Raw genomic sequence first — 19,824 nt, forward strand, 5'->3', positions numbered from 1 at the left:
TTTTTTTGTTTAAAAGGAGAAGAAAAAATGAAAACAAATATAAGGGTTACAAAAGAAGATTTTAAAAGATATATGGCTGAATGTCCTAAAATAGCTTGAATATTTCACAGTTTAGAAAACTTCAAATATACTATTGAACAAAAAAAGAATGAAATGATTGAAACTCATTATAAATCACCAATAGAAACAGATGATGATTGAAATACATCAGCTGGTTTTAATGCTATTGATCTTTACTCTGATCTTTTAGAAAAAGATGAAAGTGAGCTTAGCAAAGCAGAAGTTGCTCAAAAAGAAATGCTTATAAAACAAATGGATGATCTTAATGGTTTTGAAATTTCAGGATTGCCTGCAGAAACTATTGTGGATGGTAATGCTGTTGGGGATGCTGCTCGCGAGTATTTCATTGAAAAATTATATAAAGATAATCTAAAAGAAAAAACTGATTTTGAATTTAGAGATTTTCAAGAAATGAGTTATGAAGAAAGTTTAGAAGAAACAAAAAAAGCTTTAGATAATAATAAAGTAAAGTATTTATTTGAACCTTCATTTGAGTATATGGATTCAATGTTGAAAGTTAGATGTGACGTTTTAATTAATCACGGAAACAGACATGTTACTATAGTTGAGTTTAAAGCTTCAACTACATCTAAGGCAGTTCACTTCTTTGACGTGCTTTATCAAAAAAAAGTTCTTGAAAAAAATGGTTATTTTGTAGATGATGTTAAAGTTGGTCTTATCAATAAGTGCTATGTTAGGGGAATTGGGATTGATGAAAATAGACCTGATTTTTTCATAGAGAAAGATGAAATAGATTTTGAAACAGAAGTTAAACCGGTTTTAAATAATTTAAAGTTACCTATTTCAGATGAGTCTGACTTAAATTACCAACAGTTAATAAGAATTACAGATAAATTAGAAACTACAAAAAAAGATGTTGGTTTAAATGAAATGATATTGGGAATGGAAGATAATGGTTTTGATTTCGATGAAATGATATTAGAAATTTCAAAATATTTAGAAGATAAATCAAATTTATATAAACAAGATTGTGAAAAATATCAATTTGACTATAAAAGAGTTACTCATAAATTAAAGAAAAATGTCTGTCATCATGTAGTTGATCATTATGATAAAAGTAAATTTAATTTATATGAACTTACAAGATTCAAACCAAAAGCAGCTATAATTCATTCTAGAGATGAAAATGCAATTTATATTGAAAATATAAATGATGTTGAACATACTAAATTTCAAGGTGAGGGAAAATCTCTTTTTGGAAAAGATGAATTAAGAATAATTAAAACTGTTAGAAGTTACTTAGAAAAAGGTAGTTTATCTGCAGAAGATATAATAAGAGAAGATGGTAGAAGTAATCTAATGTCTTTATTGAAAGATTATTATAGATATCCAGTTTATATGTATGACTTTGAAACTGTTAAATGAGCAATTCCAAAATATGATAATTCTTGATCTTATGAACAAATACCATTTCAATATTCAATACATGTAATTGACAATCCTGATTATGATTTTAATGACCCTATAAATACAATGAAACATTTAAATTTCATTGCAAGCAAACAAGAAGATCCAAGACCTGAGTTTTTAGTTAATTTCATAAGAGATTGTTTTGCATATGGTCCTGGAGTTTATGTAGCTTATAACAAATCTTTTGAAAGAAGTGTTATAAAGAACTTAATATATTCTTATCCAGAATTTAGAAAATCATTAGAATATATTTATCACAACACAATTGATTTAATGGAGTTCTTTAAAAAGAAAGAAGACAATTGATTAATTTATCACCCAGACTTTAGAGGTTCATATTCTATTAAAAAAACACAACCTGCTTTGGATAGTACTTTAAGTTATAAGGATTTAAAAATAAATAAAGGAGATAAAGCAAGTCAAACATTTAGACAATTCTTAGATGATGTTATAACTCAAGAAGAATATGAAGTTATCCTAAAAGAAGATATGCTTAAATATTGTGATAGAGATACTCTTGCCATGATTGTTGTTTTGCAAAGAGTAGTTGATATTGTAAAAGAATATAACCCAAATTTTGAAATGTATATAAGACAAATGTTGGAGGATGAAAAAAATGCATAAAGTAATATTTTGTGGAACACCTCAAATTTCTGTAGAGATTTTAAAAGGATTAGAAAATACTGGTGTAGAAATTGTTGGTGTTATTACTCAACCAGACAAGCAAGTTGGAAGAAAAAAAGAAATTAAGTTTTCACCAGTTAAAGAATATGCTTTAACAAAAGGTTATAAATTATTTCAACCTTATAAAATTGGCGAAATCTATGATGATCTAAAGGGTTTGAGTGCTGATTTTATGCTAACTTGTGCTTATGGTCAGTTTATTACCCAACCAATTTTAGATTTATTTAAAAATTGCATAAATACTCATGCAAGTATTTTGCCAAAATATCGAGGAGGAAGTCCCATTCAGTTTGCAATTATGAATGGAGAAAAAACAACAGGTATTTCTTTAATGAAAATGGTCAAAAAAATGGATGCAGGAGAAGTATATTATCAAGAAGAAATTGAAATCAGCGACGATGATGATTCTGCAAGTTTATTTGGAAAAATGGCTATTTTAGGTAAAAAAATGGTTGAAGAAAAGTTGCTAGATATTTTTGAAGGTAAGTTAAAAGGTATTGAACAAGATGAATCAAAAGTCACTTTTGCTTATAACTTAAAAAATGAGCAAGAAATTATAGATTGAAATAAATCTGCTTATGAAATAAACAATTTCATAAGAGCTTTATCACCTCAACCAGTAGCATTTACTTTTATAGAAAAAGAAAGAGTAAAGATTAAGTCCGCAAGAGTGATTAGAGATGATGAAAACTTAATTACTGTTGATAGATTATTTGCAAATGGTGAAGTTATTTCAACAGACAAAGAAGGTATTATTGTAAATACCTCAAATGGTTACTTAAAAATATTGGAAATTCAAAGAGAAGGTAAAAAAATGGTTAGTGCCTCAACATTTAATGATCCTAACTCACCAATTAAATCAGGAATAAAATTTGGATAATATTTCCAAATTTTATTTTTTTATTGTAATTTTTTTCTTTTTTGTTAAGATAAGCCTAATATTTAAAATAAATACAATAGAAAAGGGTTTTAAAATGATAGAAATTTTAAATTTAACAAAAGAATTTAAAAATGGTGGAGGCATCTATGATGTTTCTTTTAATTTTGATAAAAATGATATTATAGCTTTGGTGGGTCCAAATGGTGCTGGTAAAACAACCTTAATTAAGTGCATAATGAAAGAATATAAAATTAGTTCTGGAAATGTGTTATTGAATTCTAAAAAAATTGGTAATAAAGAACTGAAATCTATCGTGTTTTTTCCGGATACCAATAATATAATTTTGGATATAAAGCTAAAGGAATATATAAAATATTGTTATGCTTGTTCGGGATTACCACTAAAGGATTTTGAAAATACCTTAAATGAAGTATCTAGATGATTAAAAATAGAACCATTTTTAAACAAAAAAATAAGTGAACTATCTGCTGGTCAAAAGAAAAAAGCTATTCTTGGATCTGTATTAGTTAGAAAGCCACAATATATAATTTTTGATGAACCAACAGCCAATATGGATATAGAAAATAAAAAGGAATTTATAAACATTATAAAGTCATTGGAAAAAGCTAATGTTTCTATAATGATAACTAGTCATATTGTTGAGGAACTACAAATGCTTGCTAATAAATTGGTAATAATAAAACAAGGAAAAGTAATTTATAAAAATAAATTTGATAAAGAGAAAGAACAAATTATTGACATTTATTCAAGTTTATCAGTTGATTCTGATTTAAATCAGGAAGTTATGAGGTTATATTCTTAATATGAAAACAACAAAAAGAAAAAGTAACTTCGATTTTCTATTTTTTTTCCAATTTAAAAAAATATGAAAAAGCATTGGTGTTAATTTATTATCGTTAGGTTTTATAATAATGAATTTATTATTCACCTTTTTAGGTGTTAATGGCGCCTTAAACAAAGATCCTATTGAAGATATTGGTTTGTTTAAGATGCTAAATTTCATATTTTCACATGTAGTTTTGGGTGTTATGATAATTTTTATTGTTTATACTCTGTTTAATAAACAAATTAAATCAAATTTTATTAATATAGAAATACAGTCGGGGAAAAACATATACATCAGTTTTTTATTAAGATTCATAGTTTCCTATTTATATATATTTATAATAATCTCTATAAACCTAATAATAACTGAGTTAGTAGGTCTAAATTTAGATATAAATAATAATGATATTAAGTATTCATTGATAACTAGTACAGCTTTGTTCTTTTATCTTTCAAGCTTTATTTTTTACTCAGTTTGTATTATTTTTTCATTACTATTAAAAAGCACACCTAGTTTGGTTGTAAATATGATTTTTGTGTTTCTATTTGCTTTATCTTCAGTTACTGCGATGGGAATTTCTTTAATGTCAAAAGAAAATAAAAATAATATTAACTTAAATTCAAAATCTCTATTTGAATTACAAATAAATCAAGGACAAGAATTCTACAAAACTTTTAGTCAGGAAGAAGAATATAAAGATTTATTCGATACAAAAAAAGTACAAGATTACTTTAAATCTTTTGATATTGATGGATTAGAATGATTTAACTATGAATACAATAAGGGAGTTAAAAATAAATCTGAATCTGATTTAAAGGGAGTTTTTTCATATAGATACTTTAATTCTGGACAATTAAATTATGATTTCAGAAATTCAAATTCACATTATAATAAAGACTTTTTCTTTAATCAAATGATAGAGGATATATATGAAGTTTTTAAAGATGATAAAGGTATTCCAATCAGCTATGAAGGGTTAGGGATGTCTTTAAATGATAGCAGATCTTCTTTTTTAATAAATAGCTCTTCAAGTGAAGTTATTGTTGATTTAAAACCAACAATCAGTTATTTGAAGAAAAATCCTAAAACTTCTAGATATGAAAAAATTTTAGATTATATAAACCATATATATAATGACATGTATGACTATTTTGGAAAAATGATAAATCAATCCCAAGGCTTTTTAAGAAAAGAAAGAATCAATTCAGATTTTGAAGGAAACACCGGGAATGAATGTGATTCTAAAATTAAAATAATTAGAACGTTGTGAGTTGATAAAAACATTGATTGTGGCAATATTGGAAAAATTAGTGAAAATGACCAAGAGGCAATTAAAGTCTATTATGAACACCCTGAGTTAATGATAATAAACTTTTTACTATTTCAAACTTGAAGAAATTCAATGTATATAGATACTAAATTAAACTTAAATAATACTTTCAATGATCCATCAATTTCTAATCAACTAGAAGAAACAAGGGAAAAACAAGTGTATTTAAAAAAATACAATGAATTTATAGATTTTTCAAAGAAAAAAATAAATAGTAATTTTTTAAACTCATATACTTATGTCTATTTTGCTAGCAAGCCTTCGTTGTTAACTGATTTTACAAATGTTGGAAACGGTATGCTAGAAATCTATCCTTCATTTAATTATAAAATAAGTGAAAATGACTTATTAAATTATGAAAACTCACCATTTGCTAACAAGGATATTGAAAATTTGATATTTAATAACAATAATATAGTTATTATTACAAGTATCATTATAAGTTTTGCTTTTATTGGGTTATCAATGTGATTATTTAAAAAACAACTAATTAAGTAAACTTGTAAAAATCACTATTTATTTGTGATTTTTTTATATATAATTTATTTAGAAATATTAAAGGGAGATTAATTTATGTCAGTAAACGATTTAAGACCTGGAAGTACATTCTTATACGATGGAAACATCTTTGTTGTTTTAGAAAACTCATTTTCTAAAACAGGTAGACAACAAGGTAAAGTTACAGTAAAAGTTAAAAACTTGAGAACTGGAGCTAGAGTTGAAATTACATTTACAGGTGGAGAAAAAGTAGATAAAGCTTTAATTGAAAAGAAAGATATGCAATACCTTTACAATGATGGAACAAATTGTGTTTTAATGAATACAGAAACATATGAACAAGTTGAAATTCCTTCTTCTAAATTAGAATGAGAATTAAAATTCATAACAGATGGAATAATGGTTAAAATGACTGAATATGATGGAGAAATCCTTGGTATTACTATTCCAGAAAAAATTGAACTTACAATAGTTGAAGCAGAACCTGCTGTAAAAGGTGATACAACAAGTGGGGCTCAAAAGAAAGCTAAAGTAGAAACTGGTTTAGAAATAACTGTTCCATTATTCATCAAAGAAGGTGAAAAAGTGTTAATAAACACTACTGATGGTAAATATGCTGGTAGAGCAAACTAATTTTAAATAGAATAGAGGTATTTGTACATGTACATATCTATAGAAAGAAATTCAAAGGGAACTTTGGAGATCGATGAAAAAATCTTAAGTAAAATAATAGAATTTGATGTTACTTCAAATTCAGTTGGATACAAAAGTATAGAAGCATCTGTAAGTATTCATCAAGAAACTAACTTATTTATCGTTGTTAGAGTTCACACAATTGAAAAAGGAAAATTTTCAATGGATGGAGTAAAAGTTGCTTCAATAATAAATGAATCAATTTATAAAACTTTAAGAATAAAACCAAAAAACATAGCATTTGCATTCATAAAATAGGTAAATAAAACCTATTTTTTTGTATAATATGGTGCTATCATATGCTTTAAAAATGTGTAGAAATAGTGTATAATGATTTTGTATTTAAATGGAGGAACTAGGTATGGCGGCAGCTAAAACAACAACCAAAAAAACAACTACAACAGGTACAAAGACAATTAATGGAAAACCTGGAGCAAGTGAATATGTAAATCAAAAGTTTGGTCCTAAAGCTTTAGCTTTAATAAACAAATATAATTTACAAACAGATGAAAGTTACAAGAAATTAATATCATCTTTTGAAAGAATTGATTCATTGCCAAAAAATGATCCAAGAAAGCCAAATTTAGTTGACTTATGAGAAGGTGAATTCAACAGAATTTTTAAACACTTCTGAGAAAACTACGCAGTTGGTCAAAAGAGAAAAGATAATGGTGTATCAGGTTGAAAAGAAAGACTTGACGTTAAACCTACCGCTATGTCTCCTGACCAAAAGAGAAAAGATTTAATGACTAAATTATCTCCAGGTGTTGTTTCTTCAAACAGAAATACTAAAGAAGAAATTCTTTCAAGAGCTGGTTATGTAAGCCAAGTTAAAACTGAACAATTTAATTTCACTGCAGTTCCAAGAACTGGTCAAAACATTTATGAAATTGAAAACTTACTAAGTGCAGCTGAAGAAAAAGGTATGGGTGAACCAGAAAGCATTTTACAAAATGGTTTTGGAGTTGCTCAAAAAGTTGAAGTTATTGAAGAAACTCCAACTACAAAAGCAAAAGCTGAAAAAATTTCAATAGATGAAGAAACAGAACTTATGACTTCACAAGCAATACCAGATCCTAATTTATTAGAATTTATAAATGAAGGAAAAGTTTCAAGTGAAGATTCAGTTTCAGAAAATAAATCATCAAAAGAAGAAAATAAAAATAATAAAACTGAAAAAAATGAAGAACCTTTAGGATATGTTGCAAGAGAAAACATGTCAAGAGAAGAGTTTAATAGAGCAAACAACATCTACTTTGATGAATCACAATTAAACGAAGAAGATGATAACTTTGCAGCTCTTGAATTAGGAACAGAATTCTTCCAACAACATTTAACTGAAGATTCAATTGGAAATTCTAATGTAGAGATCAATGAAGGTCTTGCAAGAAGAGAGTACAACGAAAAAGATGAAACAGTTGCTCCTGAAAAAAGAAACATTCTTTCAAAAGAAGGTTTTGAAATTAACTTAAACCCAGATAAAACAGATTTATCAGGAAAAATAGTTTATGAAAGCAAAAATTCATCATCTTCAAAATCAAAACCATATCATGAAGAAAACCCTGTTGGTTACTACCCAATGAATTATGATGCTGCAAAAAGACCTGCAATGCATGATTTAATGGCAGCACACCAAAGAGAAGGTAAAGCTCTTGATGAAATGACTCAAAAAATTGAATTCTTAAGAGAACTAAGAAATGATCGTCGTCATAGAATTAATATGATGAAAATTGAACGTGCAAACAGTTACATTGTTGCTCGTGCAAGAAGATTAGCTGAAGCTCGTGAATTAAAAAGACTTAAAAAACGTGAAGAATTTAATCTAAAAGCTATTGAAAAAGCTGAAAGATTAAGAAGATTACAAGAACGTCAAAAATTAATTGAATTGATGAAAGAACGTCAATTAAAGAGAAATGAAGAAAAACGTGTTGCTACAGTTTTAAGATTAGAACGTGAAAGACGTCTTGAAAGAGATGCTAAATACAGAACAGAAATCGCAAGTATTGATGCTCAAATTAGACACGAACAAGAAATGATTAAACGTACTGAATTAAAAATGAAAGCATACTTTACAAAAGTTCATGATGACCAATTATTTGACAAATCATTAAAAATAGCAAAAACAACTACTCCAAATTACAAATCAATTGAACAAAAAGCAGAAATGATTCAACAATTGGAAGAACAAAAACGTAAGGATAGAGTAGAAAAAATAAGTAGAAAATTTATTAAAAATATTAAATAGTCAAAATCATGGGCAAGAATTTATTTAAACTTGCCTATTTTTTATATAAATTTGAAAAGGGGTGTACTTATGGCAAATAGTAAAAGTAAAGTAATAAAAAGAATTCCTAGTATTAAGGTTTTAGAAGAGGCTAAATTGGGTATAAATACAATTAACTCTCTTTCTGGAAAAATAGGAAGTGCTAGCTTTAAAGAGACCAGTGATACACCAGAAGTTCATCAATCTGTTCAAAAGATGCAAAAAAGACAAGCAAGTCCCTTAGATGCTAAAAGAACAGATTCAAGAACAAGACATATTGAAAAAGTTAGAAATAAAACAGAAGTTATTAATGAAAAATTAACAATTCTTCAAGAAAGAAAACTTGGTTTTCAAAGTGATAAAAAGCTTGACTACGAACTTGAGTTAGAGAAAAAGAGAAACGAATCTAAAAAAGCTGTTAAAAAATCTCTTTTCAAAAATCAAGATTTTGAAAAAATGAATAAACAAGCAGCAAATATGTTTGCTCAAGATATTATTGTTAAATCTAAAATCAAAGATGGAAAAGAAAATATTAAAGGTAGAAATCAAAAGACTGCAGATCTTAAGTCAATGTTTGATACATCTACTTCAAGTAAAATATCTTTTAAATCAAATAATAAAGTAGCAGATACAAAAAGAATAACAAAAATACTTGGAGATATATCTTTTGATTCTGAATCAACAGAGTTTTTCTTAAAAGCACAAGAAAAAGAAAATCAAAGAATATTTTCTTCGCCTTTAGAAGATTATAGAGTTGAAGAAAAAGAAACTGAAATAGAATCAGAAATCGAAGAGAATTTATTAGAATCAGAAGAACAAGAAATAAAGGAAGTAATTGATTTAAAAACAATTAACCAAATGGCTAAAAAGTATCAACAAGATGCTGAAAAAATAAGAAAAGAAATTGAAAAAAATAGTGAGAAGAAAGTTTTTAATAATAACATCTCAAGTGTTTATGAAAGAATTTTAGAAAATAGTAGTACTATTAAGTTGAGTAGAACAAAAAAAATGCAAAGCAATGTTAAAAATGGTGTTGATATAAGTAAAATGCCTTCTATTGCTTTTGAAAAGAAATAGAATTGGAGAAAATCCTAATGACAAACAAAAATAAAAAAAGAACTGAAAAGGATTTTGATCTATTATCTTCAAAAGTAAAAGTAAGAGTTAAAAACTTAATTGATAAAAGACTTACAAGCCAAACAATTATGCTTTTTGCTCAAGAGTATGAAACTTATGATGCAGAAGTAAGAGAACAATTAATAGATTACATTAATTTCTTGATGGAAATTGAAAGAGAAAAGTGAATGAATGAATCAAATTACTTGTACGAAAAACAAAATGTACAAAATTTGACTACAATAAAACAATCTGATTTTTATCAAAGACAAGAAGAAATTAAGAAGTTCCAAGAATATCTTACAAAAGATAGAACAAGCGCAACTCAAAAGGCTATAGAAAATTCTAGAAAAGAAACTCTAATTAAAAAACCAGAAATTACAAATGTTGAAAAAACAAATCAAAACAAAAATGTAGTTTCAATTGAAAAGAATTCTATAAACAAAATGCTTTTAGAGGCCAAAATTAGAGAAGAAAAAGAAGCTAAAGCAGCAAAATTAAGAGAAGCTAAAAAAGCTGAAGAAGAAAGACAAAAACAATTAGCAAAACAAAAAGAACTAGAGAAAAAGAAAAAAGAACTAGAAAAAGAAGCTAAGGCTAAAAAAGAGCAAAAAGTTAAAAAAGTTAAAAAAGTTAAAACTAAAAAAAGCCCTTCTCCACAAATTATAAAAATTGACAGAGATTATGAGAAGGAACAAGCAGAAAAAGAGAAGTTATGAAAAGAACTTTATGGTAAAACAAGACAAGAAACTATAAGTGAAAGAAAAACTAATGAAGAAGTAAAAGAAACATTTGTGGAATATGATAAAAAACCAAGTTTTGACTCTACAATTGAATTACAAAAATCATTCACTATTCTTGGTCATGAATTTTCAATTGAAGAAACAACAGATCCTAAAAATAAATACTTTAGCTTTTGATACGGCATTAAAAAGAGGGTTAAAACTTCAAATATTTCTATCTGATTAAGTATTAATCCAAATAAACAAAAATCTGTTTTAAGAAAAAGATTAAGATTAGAGCAAAATATGGGGTTATGAGATAAAATAAAAGCTATTTTTGTTGCTCAACCACAAAAACAACAAGTTAAAAAACAACAAGTTAAAAAGAAAAGTAATAACAAAGAAAAAGAAAAGAATTCAAATAAGGAAAGCGTGAAATAAATATGTATTATGCAATTGGTATATCAATTTTCATATTGGTTTTAGTATCTGGATTAGGTTTAACAATAGGTTTGGTTTTTAGATTCAAAAAACCCAAAAAAGTATTAAAACAAGTTACTAACCAGCCATTTTTCATAAATGAAGAACACAATAAGGAAAAATGATGAATCTCTAAAGATGGAAGTTTTGAAAAAAAATGAATGGAAGTTCAAGATTATGATTTCAAAATAAGATATTTTGATTATGAAGAAAACTTTTCAGAAGGTTTTTTAAACTCAAAATTTGTGAGAACTAAAATTTTCTTATATGAAATAATGGATATAAAAACTGTAAATAAAACAATAGATAGAATAAAACTTTACACTACTTGTTTAGAGAATATTTGATGAAAAAAATACAAAATTTTATTAACTACTTCTTTTAATGAAATGCCTCAAATTACACAAGCTCCAGTATATTTCTTCTATAAATATTATCTGAAGTTTATATCTAAACTTAGAAAAATAATGGTATCTTACCTTTGTGAATATATAATTCCTAATGTAATAATTACCGAGCTAAGTCAAGATAAATACAAAAAATACAAAATAAATATTTCAAATGATCCAAAGAAAAACATTTTATTTGCATTTGAGCAAGTGGCTCAAGAAGCAGATGATTATTCAACTTTGATACATGAAGAATTTAACAAAGAGTTAAGAGAAAAAGGACCAGAATGAAGTGTTGATTATTCTTCAAAAGACGCTCTTACTTTATTCTTGCCAGAAGAAATAGTTAAAAAGAACATGTTAAGAAAAAAAATAGTTCTTTTATCTAAAAAATACAAAATTCCTTTTAATGGAAACATTGAAGAAGGGGTTAAAAATCTAGAAACTTATCTAAATAGTGTTGAACAAGATAAAATTAACTCTATTAAACAATTGGTAACCACTTACAAAGAAGAGGTTAACGGATAAAAAACCACTATCTAATTAGTGGTTTTTTATTAGAATTATTCCAATAATAATTTGTTTTAGTGCTATATGATTATATAATATTAGATATATGGAGGTACTGTATGTTATATACTGCAAGTGATGCTATAAACTTGGTTTATAAAATAATTGGTAAAACACTTTCTTTATTAAGTGATGATTTTTCAAGTGATAAAGAAAAGCAAAAACAAGTTGCTTTAAACTTAAAAGAATTCTATAGATATTCAATGAAAAAAAGAGTACACACAGAGAGTGAGATAATTGCTTGTGGGGAAACTTTTAACTGAAACTTTATTTCTAATGAAGAATTAATTGAATTAAAAAGACTTTTTTTAGATAACTGTTTAATTACTACAACAGAAAATCACTACTTAGATCATGAATATGTTGTTCAAGAATTAAACAAAACATATCACAAAGCGCTGGAAAACACTTTTATTGTGGAGAGAGAATTGATTGATTGAGACAAAACAATAAAAATGGTTGAGTCAAGATTTTTAGCTTGAGTACATGCGAAAAACCTTAAACAAGATAAAGACTTAAAAGAAAAATTACTTTCTATAATGGCAAACTTAAATGAAAAAGAAGAAGTAAGTTATTATTCAAAATACAATATTTTGATAGAAACATTAAAAAGCTTTAAAACCTTTATTGAAGATTACGACAATGGGAAAGTAGCTCCAACACCAGAAAATCATAAATATTATGAAAAATGTAAGATAAGTATGGATGGTTTAAAATTTATTGATGAAAAAGATTTCATAGTATATTTAGACTATGATCAAATAGTTGATCAAATTCAAAAATTACCTGATAATTCTGAGTTATGAGACTTCAACTTTACTTTAGAGTTAAATATTAGAATATTCTTTTCAAATATTTTAAGTAACATAATAACTTCTCAAACAATAAGTGTTTGAGGTGCAAAAGCAGAAATGATCAGAAGTAATGGTGGATGATTAATTTCTAGAGAAAAAGAACTTTTCAAAAATCTTTATATTGCTTTAACTCAATCAAAAGATAATATTCAAAAGTTAATTTCTCTTTCAACAAAAAGATTAAATAGAAATTTAATTCAATTAGTTAAAGATTTATTAATTAAGTATAAAAATAAATCAGGAGATGATTTATACAATCCATTAATTTTAAATTCATATTTTGAACAAATTGATAAATTAATAAAATATCACGAAGCAGGTGTTTCAGATTCATTCCTTTCTCATCCAAATGAAATATTAGATGGTTTCAACATTAAATCAGCTGATGCATTATTGGATTTTGAAAATATGTCAAGAATATCAGATGCTTTAATAGATTTAGATTCAACTATGAGCACACACTCAAAAGGTGACTTATTAAGAACGATTGAGTTTATTAAAAAAATGAGTGATATTGAAGAGTTTTAAATCGTTAATATAACGATTTTTTAATTGGGGGTAACGTTTATGTCATGTTGTAAATGCGAAGAACTACAAAATAGTTGTATATGCTCAATAATGGAGTGCAACTGTGCAAAAGACTTAGAGTGTTGATGTTGTTTGTTTACTGGTTGAGAAGAAATAGATAAAAAATTATCGCTTACAAGTAACTTTTTAGAATATTCAAATGAAATTAGTAAAATAAAAGCTATACCTAAAGTTTTCAAAAAAGGAATAAAAAACTTATTGGCAGATATTAGAAATGCTAATAATAATTTAATGAGTTTAAATAAAACAGATTATATGGATATGATTGATTCCAATTATGATCCTTTAAAAATTGCAAGTATTATAGAAGAAGACAATATAGCAAAATTAATTTATTTCATAAATAAGTTAGAATTTTTCATTGAAATGTCGATTATATTAATAGAGATGAATAAAACTTTGGATTATGAAGTCTCATATTTAGAGTTATTCTCTGTAAGTGACAATATTGAAGATTTAGTTCCATTGCTAGTTAAAGTTTTTTCAACTATAGAGAAAACTTTAGACAACTCAGTGGAATATGAAACTTTAAAAGAAAAAATGTATAGTTTTGATGTTAATTTAACTAACTTAAGAAGTATGTTAGACATTAAAATACTTAACAATAGATAATAATTTGTTATAATTAAAAATGTTATGTATAAAAAAGGAGAATATTTATATGAAATTTAGTGCAAAAAAAATTGCTGAAAAAGGACAAGGAACATGAATTGTTACAATTGATGGTAAAGAATGAGAAGAAGCTGTAAAAAAAGGTAAAAATAAAGCAGCAGCTAACATTGAAATTCCTGGTTTTAGAAAAGGTAAAGCACCAAAAGAAAAAATCGAACAATATTTAACTCCAGTTAAATATTTAAATGCTGCAGTTCAATCAATTATGGAAAAAGCTTGAGAATTTGCAAGAGACCAAAAATCTGATATTGAACCATTTACTTCACCAGTGCCTACACCAGTTAAGATAAGTGAAAAAGAATGTGAATTACACTTTGTTTTTGACTTAAAACCTGAAATTAAAATTGGTAAATACAAAGGGATTACACACAAAGATTTAGTAAAAGAAGAAATAAAAGTTGAAAAAGATGAACTTGAAAAAGCAATAGACCAATACAGAGAAAGATTTGTAATGGAAAAAATCAAAGAAGAAGGTGGAAAAATTGCCAAAGGTGATTCAGTAACATTTGACTTTGAAGGATTTATTGATGGAGTAGCATTTAAAGGTGGAAAAGGTTTAGACTTTAAATTAACAATCGGAAGCGGACAAATGATTCCTGGTTTTGAAGATCAAATGATTGGAAAAACATTAGGAGAATCATCAATTAACGTTGTATTCCCTGAAGATTACACTCCGGATTTAAAAGGAAAAGCAGCAGAATTTAAATTAAACGTTAAAGAAATTAAAGAAAGAATTTTACCTTCAAAAGATGATGAATTAGTAAAAGACTTAAACTTACCTGGAATTAAAACTTATAAAGAACTTGAAGATAGCTTAAAAACTCAAATTAAAGACCAAAAATCAACTCAATCAAAAAATATTTTTGTAAATAAAGTTATTGATTTAATTAGAGAAGATTCAAAAATTGAAATTCCTAAGTCAGCAATAAACAAAGAAATTGATACTTTATACAGAGAATTTGAAGCAAAAGTTCAAAGTCAAAAACTTACAATGAAAGAATATAAAAAACAAACAGGATTATCAGATGAAGATATAAGAAATGAGTTATTTGATGATGCTAAAAAACGTATTGAAAGTTACTTAATTACAGATCAAGTAAGAAATACTGAAAAATTTGAAGTTTCTAAAGAAGAAATAGAAGCAAAATATGAAGCATTAGCTAAAACATTTGGTGTTGAAACAGATTTCATTAAAAACTCTCTATTACCTGAACCACAAATAAAAGAAGAAATAATAAGAGAAAAAATTGTTGATTTCCTATATTCAAACAATGGTTAAAAAATACAATTAAATTGTATTTTTTTATTTTTTAGCACTTAACACTTGCAAGTGCTAAAAAATGTGATATCATATTTTTGTACCTAAGGAGGAATATTATGAATAAAAAATTACCTATGTTAATAACTCGTGGTAGTTATATTTACCCAACTTTTGATCAAGTATTAGAAATTGGAAGAGATAAAACTACACTTGCTGTTAAAGAATCAGTAGAAAAGTACGACGGAAAAATCTTAATGGTTTCTCAAAAGAAACCATTAGAAGATGAACCTAAAATTGAGGATCTATTCACATTCGGTGTATTGGCCGAAGTTAAAATTAAAAAAGAATGAAAAGATGGTACATTAACTGTAAATATAAAATCATTGTCTCGTGTTGAAACAAGTGACATTGAATTAAACGAATTTTATATTGCAAATTATGAAGTAAAAGATAGCCTAAGAAGCTCAGATAAAGAAGCATTAGATAAAATTACAAAACATATTAAAGCAATGATAAGTTCACAAGATGAATTCCCATCAGAAGTAGAAGAAATAGTAAATTCTGCTCCTGTTGATGTGGATCCAAACTTTATTGTAGATAGCGCAGCTAACCTAATGCCTTTCATGCCTATTGAAAAAAAACAAGCTATGCTTGAGGAGTTAGATCCTGTTAAAAGAATTGAAATAATTAATGACTTTTTAGATGAAAAACGTCAATCAGCTGACATTGAATCATCAATAAGTAAAAAAATTAAATCAAGAGTTGATGAACAACAAAGAGAGTTCTATTTAAGAGAAAAATTAAAAGCTATTAAAGAAGAACTTGGAGATATGGATGGAGAAGGAGATGACTTGGCTAAATACAGAAAACGCCTTGAAACAGAACCTTTCCCAGAAAATATTAAAAAAAGAATATTATCTGAAATTGATAAATGTGAAGGAATGCCAGCTGCTTCATCTGAAGCAAACATTACAAGAACATATATTGATTGAATGATGCAAACACCATGATGACAAAAAACTGAAGAAAAAACTGATCTAAAATTCGCAAAGGATGTTTTAGATAAACACCACTATGGTTTAGAAAAAGTTAAAGAAAGAATTATTGAATATCTTGCTGTAAAACAAAATACTAACAAAGTTAAAGGACAAATAATTACATTAGTAGGTCCTCCTGGAGTTGGTAAAACAAGTTTAGCAAAATCAATAGCTGAATCAATGGGTAGAGAATTTGTTAAAATGGCTCTTGGTGGAGTTAAAGATGAATCAGAAATTAGAGGTCACAGAAAAACTTATATAGGAGCAATGCCTGGTAGAGTAATCCAAGGAATGAAAAAATCAGGAGTTAAAAACCCAGTTTTCTTACTTGATGAAATTGATAAAATGGCAAGTGACTATAGAGGAGATCCAGCTTCAGCAATGCTAGAAGTATTGGATCCAGAACAAAACTCAAAATTCTCAGATCACTATTTAGAAGAAGAATATGATTTAAGTGATGTTGTATTTATTGCAACAGCAAACTATCCTGAAAATATACCAGAAGCTTTATATGACAGAATGGAAATCATTGAACTTTCAAGTTATACAGAAATTGAGAAAATGAAAATTGCAAAAGAATATTTAATACCAAAAGTATTAGATGATCATGCAGTTTCAAAAGAACAAGTAATCTTTACAAAAGAAGCAATCAACGAAATTATCAAACACTATACTAGAGAAGCTGGTGTAAGACAATTAGAAAGATGAATTGCATCAATAGTTAGAAAATTTGTTGTAAAAATGTTAAACAAAGAATTAGAAACTTTAACAGTTACTCCAGAAGTGGTAAATGAATTGTTGAAAAAACGTATCTTTGAACATACTGAAAAAGAAAATGAAGCTCAAGTTGGAGTTGTTACAGGACTTGCATATACTCAATTTGGAGGGGATATCTTACCAATAGAGGTAAATCACTTCCCAGGTAAAGGTGGACTAGTTTTAACTGGTAAACTTGGAGATGTTATGAAAGAATCTGCAACAATTGCATATGACTTTGTAAAATCAAATTACAAAGCATTTGGAATTCCAAAAGAAGTGTTTAATGAAAATGATATTCATATCCACGTACCTGAAGGAGCTGTTCCAAAAGATGGTCCAAGTGCTGGAGTTACAATTACAACAGCAATTGTATCTGCTTTAACAAATAAACCAGTACCAAAAGAAATTGGTATGACTGGTGAAATCACACTTAGAGGATTAGTGTTCCCTATTGGTGGATTAAGAGAAAAATCAATTTCAGCTCACAGAAGTGGATTGAAAAAAATCTTAATACCATTTAAAAATACAAAAGACATAGAAGATATTCCTGAAGAAGTTAGAAAAGTTCTAGAAGTAGTTCCTGTTCAACAATACTCAGAAGTATATGAAAATGTTTTTGGAGATAAATTAAATGATTTAGTTAGGGAATTGCCAATATCAACTTCTTCAACAGAAGAAAGTAAAAAAACTCATTAATAATTAAAAACAACTCTTTAAAGAGTTGTTTTTCATATTTTTGTGATAATATATCAACAATGAAAATGTAAGAAAGGAATTTTAAAATGGATCAATCATTTAGTGCAACAAACTCACCAATTGGTGATGTTAATATTGCAAGTGTAAAAGAAGAATCTAAAAGCTATGTTCCAGATGATAAAATTTATAAACTTATCAAAGAAAAGAAAAAATTAAAGTTTTCTTGAATAGTTTTAATTTACGGATGAAAATATAAAGCTTTATTTTTAAGTGTTGTAATAGTAGTTACTTTTAGTGCCTTTTTAGTAAGTTTAAACACTTTATTTTTAAAAAATGTATTATCCGCAGCTCAATCTAAAGATAATGGTTATACATACTGAAATTTAAAGTGATACTGATGAATGACTATAACAGCATCAGATTTAATTTTGCTTTATTTTTGTACTTATATTAGAAACTCGTGTTCTATTATGTTGGCTGTTAGAATTGAAGTTGAACTTAGAAACTTAACAATAAAAAGATTATTAGAACAAGATATCAGTTATTATTCTGACAAAAAAATAGGTAAATTAATGACAAAACTTGTAGGGGATACAAATGTTATTGGTAATGAAATTTCAGGTTTAATCGCTTGAGTTATTCAAGCACCATTAGTAATAATTATGGGAACAGCAATGATGTTTGTTATTCACCCGCAATTAGCTATTGTTGCAAGTGTTTCTGTTTACTTATTAACTTTATTAGTTATTTTATTATCTTTACAATATCAAAAAAAGGTAAAAGTAGTAAGAGAAGTTATCTCTGATATTAATGGAGATGTTGTTGACAGAATTGGAGCTATTAAACTTGTAAAAGCAACTGGTACAAGAAAATATGAAGAGTCTAGATTAGAAAATTTACACACTCCATATATTAAAGCTTTTAAACCAATTTCAAAAATAGATGGATCATTGTTGGCAATACTTATTGCATCAGATGTTCTTATAAATCTATTAATGATAACTGTTGCAATAACTTTTTATAGAGATACAAAAGATATGATGACCGAAATTCTACCATCATTTATTTCTGCAATGGTTGCATTAACAAGACCATTATGACAAATTTCTGCAATTATTCCAGGTCTTTCAAGAGCATCAGCTTCTTCAGCGCAAATTTATGAAACAATTGAAAAAGACCCAATTTTAGATGATAAAGAAAAAAGTGGTTTATTGTTTGATGAAAATATTTCAAAAATTGAATTTAGACAAGTTAAATTTAATTATCCTGAAAAACCCGAAGTTAATATTGTTCCAAATCTAGACATAACTCTAGAAAGAGGAAAATCATATGCTTTTGTTGGTGAAACTGGAAGTGGTAAATCAACAATTTCAAAATTACTATTAAGATTTTATGACCCAACCGAAGGTAGTGTTTTAATAAATGGAAAAGACATTAGAGACTTTAATTTAAAAAGTTACTTAAGCCATGTTGGTTATGTTGAACAAGAACCTTCAATAATATTTGGAGATGTCTATGATAATGTAAGATATGGTTATTTCCAAGCTACAGAAGAAGAAGTTCATGAAGCTTGTAGAAAAGCTCAAATAGATCAAATAATTAATAGTTGACCTTATGGATATGAAACTGTTTTAGGAGAACGTGGATTATTATTAAGTGGTGGGCAAAAACAAAGACTTGTTATTGCAAGAATACTTTTAAGAAATCCTGAACTTTTAATATTAGATGAAGCAACAAGTGCTTTAGATAATATTGTTGAAAAAGAAATTCAAGCACAATTAAATGAACTTATGAGAGATAAAACATCAGTTATTATCGCTCATAGATTAAGTACTATTAAAGATGTTGATCAAATATTTGTATTAGCTCCTGGAAAAGGAATAGTACAACAAGGAACTTATAAAGAATTAATTAAAACTCCTGGTAAGTTTAAAGACTTACATGATGCAGGAAATGCTTAATAAACTAACCCAAAAGGTTAGTTTTTTTATGCT

General features: G+C 26.7%; 15 protein-coding genes. All 15 read left to right on the forward strand.

Annotated elements, in window-relative coordinates:
• Positions 1-27 precede the first annotated feature (27 nt).
• The 15 genes from SBIUS_RS01585 (at position 28) to SBIUS_RS01655 (ending at position 19,791) form a co-directional block, all read left to right on the forward strand.
• A complete protein-coding gene (locus SBIUS_RS01585; protein WP_162684754.1) occupies positions 28-2,115 on the forward strand; it encodes a DUF2779 domain-containing protein in 2,088 nt (695 codons plus the stop codon).
• The gene (gene fmt, locus SBIUS_RS01590; RefSeq protein ID WP_162684755.1) at positions 2,099-3,055 is read left to right on the forward strand and encodes a methionyl-tRNA formyltransferase; all 957 of its coding nucleotides are present in this window, start codon (positions 2,099-2,101) and stop codon (positions 3,053-3,055) included. Before SBIUS_RS01585 ends, fmt begins: the two co-directional genes overlap by 17 nt.
• Before the next feature lie 94 nt (positions 3,056-3,149).
• On the forward strand, positions 3,150-3,878 hold the full coding sequence (locus tag SBIUS_RS01595) for an ATP-binding cassette domain-containing protein (RefSeq protein WP_162684756.1): 729 nt from the start codon (positions 3,150-3,152) through the stop codon (positions 3,876-3,878).
• Position 3,879: 1 nt separating this feature from the next.
• Positions 3,880-5,730: a hypothetical protein gene (locus tag SBIUS_RS01600; protein WP_162684757.1), complete on the forward strand. Its 1,851-nt coding sequence runs from the start codon at positions 3,880-3,882 to the stop codon at positions 5,728-5,730.
• Positions 5,731-5,805: 75 nt separating this feature from the next.
• Positions 5,806-6,363 (forward strand): elongation factor P, encoded by a 558-nt coding sequence (gene efp / locus SBIUS_RS01605; RefSeq protein WP_162684758.1) that lies wholly within the window; start codon positions 5,806-5,808, stop codon positions 6,361-6,363.
• A 27-nt stretch (positions 6,364-6,390) separates the two neighbouring features.
• Entirely contained in the window at positions 6,391-6,681 is a 291-nt protein-coding gene (locus tag SBIUS_RS01610) for an MMB_0454 family protein (RefSeq protein ID WP_162684759.1), read from the forward strand.
• A gap of 88 nt (positions 6,682-6,769) precedes the next feature.
• Positions 6,770-8,668 carry a hypothetical protein gene (locus SBIUS_RS01615; protein WP_162684760.1) on the forward strand — a complete coding sequence of 633 codons (1,899 nt, stop codon included), beginning with the start codon at positions 6,770-6,772 and terminating at the stop codon, positions 8,666-8,668.
• A 69-nt stretch (positions 8,669-8,737) separates the two neighbouring features.
• Positions 8,738-9,763 (forward strand): hypothetical protein, encoded by a 1,026-nt coding sequence (locus SBIUS_RS01620; protein ID WP_162684761.1) that lies wholly within the window; start codon positions 8,738-8,740, stop codon positions 9,761-9,763.
• 17 nt (positions 9,764-9,780) lie between these two features.
• A complete protein-coding gene (locus tag SBIUS_RS01625) occupies positions 9,781-10,965 on the forward strand; it encodes a hypothetical protein (RefSeq protein WP_162684762.1) in 1,185 nt (394 codons plus the stop codon).
• Between the two features lie 2 nt (positions 10,966-10,967).
• Positions 10,968-11,921 carry a hypothetical protein gene (locus tag SBIUS_RS01630; protein ID WP_162684763.1) on the forward strand — a complete coding sequence of 318 codons (954 nt, stop codon included), beginning with the start codon at positions 10,968-10,970 and terminating at the stop codon, positions 11,919-11,921.
• A 101-nt stretch (positions 11,922-12,022) separates the two neighbouring features.
• Positions 12,023-13,345 (forward strand): hypothetical protein, encoded by a 1,323-nt coding sequence (locus SBIUS_RS01635; protein ID WP_162684764.1) that lies wholly within the window; start codon positions 12,023-12,025, stop codon positions 13,343-13,345.
• Positions 13,346-13,435: 90 nt separating this feature from the next.
• Positions 13,436-14,017: a hypothetical protein gene (locus SBIUS_RS01640; RefSeq protein ID WP_162684765.1), complete on the forward strand. Its 582-nt coding sequence runs from the start codon at positions 13,436-13,438 to the stop codon at positions 14,015-14,017.
• A gap of 49 nt (positions 14,018-14,066) precedes the next feature.
• On the forward strand, positions 14,067-15,356 hold the full coding sequence (tig, locus tag SBIUS_RS01645; RefSeq protein WP_162684766.1) for a trigger factor: 1,290 nt from the start codon (positions 14,067-14,069) through the stop codon (positions 15,354-15,356).
• A 98-nt stretch (positions 15,357-15,454) separates the two neighbouring features.
• The gene (gene lon, locus SBIUS_RS01650; protein ID WP_162684767.1) at positions 15,455-17,830 is read left to right on the forward strand and encodes an endopeptidase La; all 2,376 of its coding nucleotides are present in this window, start codon (positions 15,455-15,457) and stop codon (positions 17,828-17,830) included.
• Between the two features lie 86 nt (positions 17,831-17,916).
• Positions 17,917-19,791 carry an ABC transporter ATP-binding protein gene (locus tag SBIUS_RS01655; RefSeq protein WP_162684768.1) on the forward strand — a complete coding sequence of 625 codons (1,875 nt, stop codon included), beginning with the start codon at positions 17,917-17,919 and terminating at the stop codon, positions 19,789-19,791.
• Positions 19,792-19,824 lie beyond the last annotated feature (33 nt).

The sequence above is a fragment of the Spiroplasma sp. BIUS-1 genome (assembly GCF_010365805.1).
Classification (GTDB): Bacteria; Bacillota_I; Bacilli_A; order Mycoplasmatales; family Mycoplasmataceae; genus Spiroplasma_A.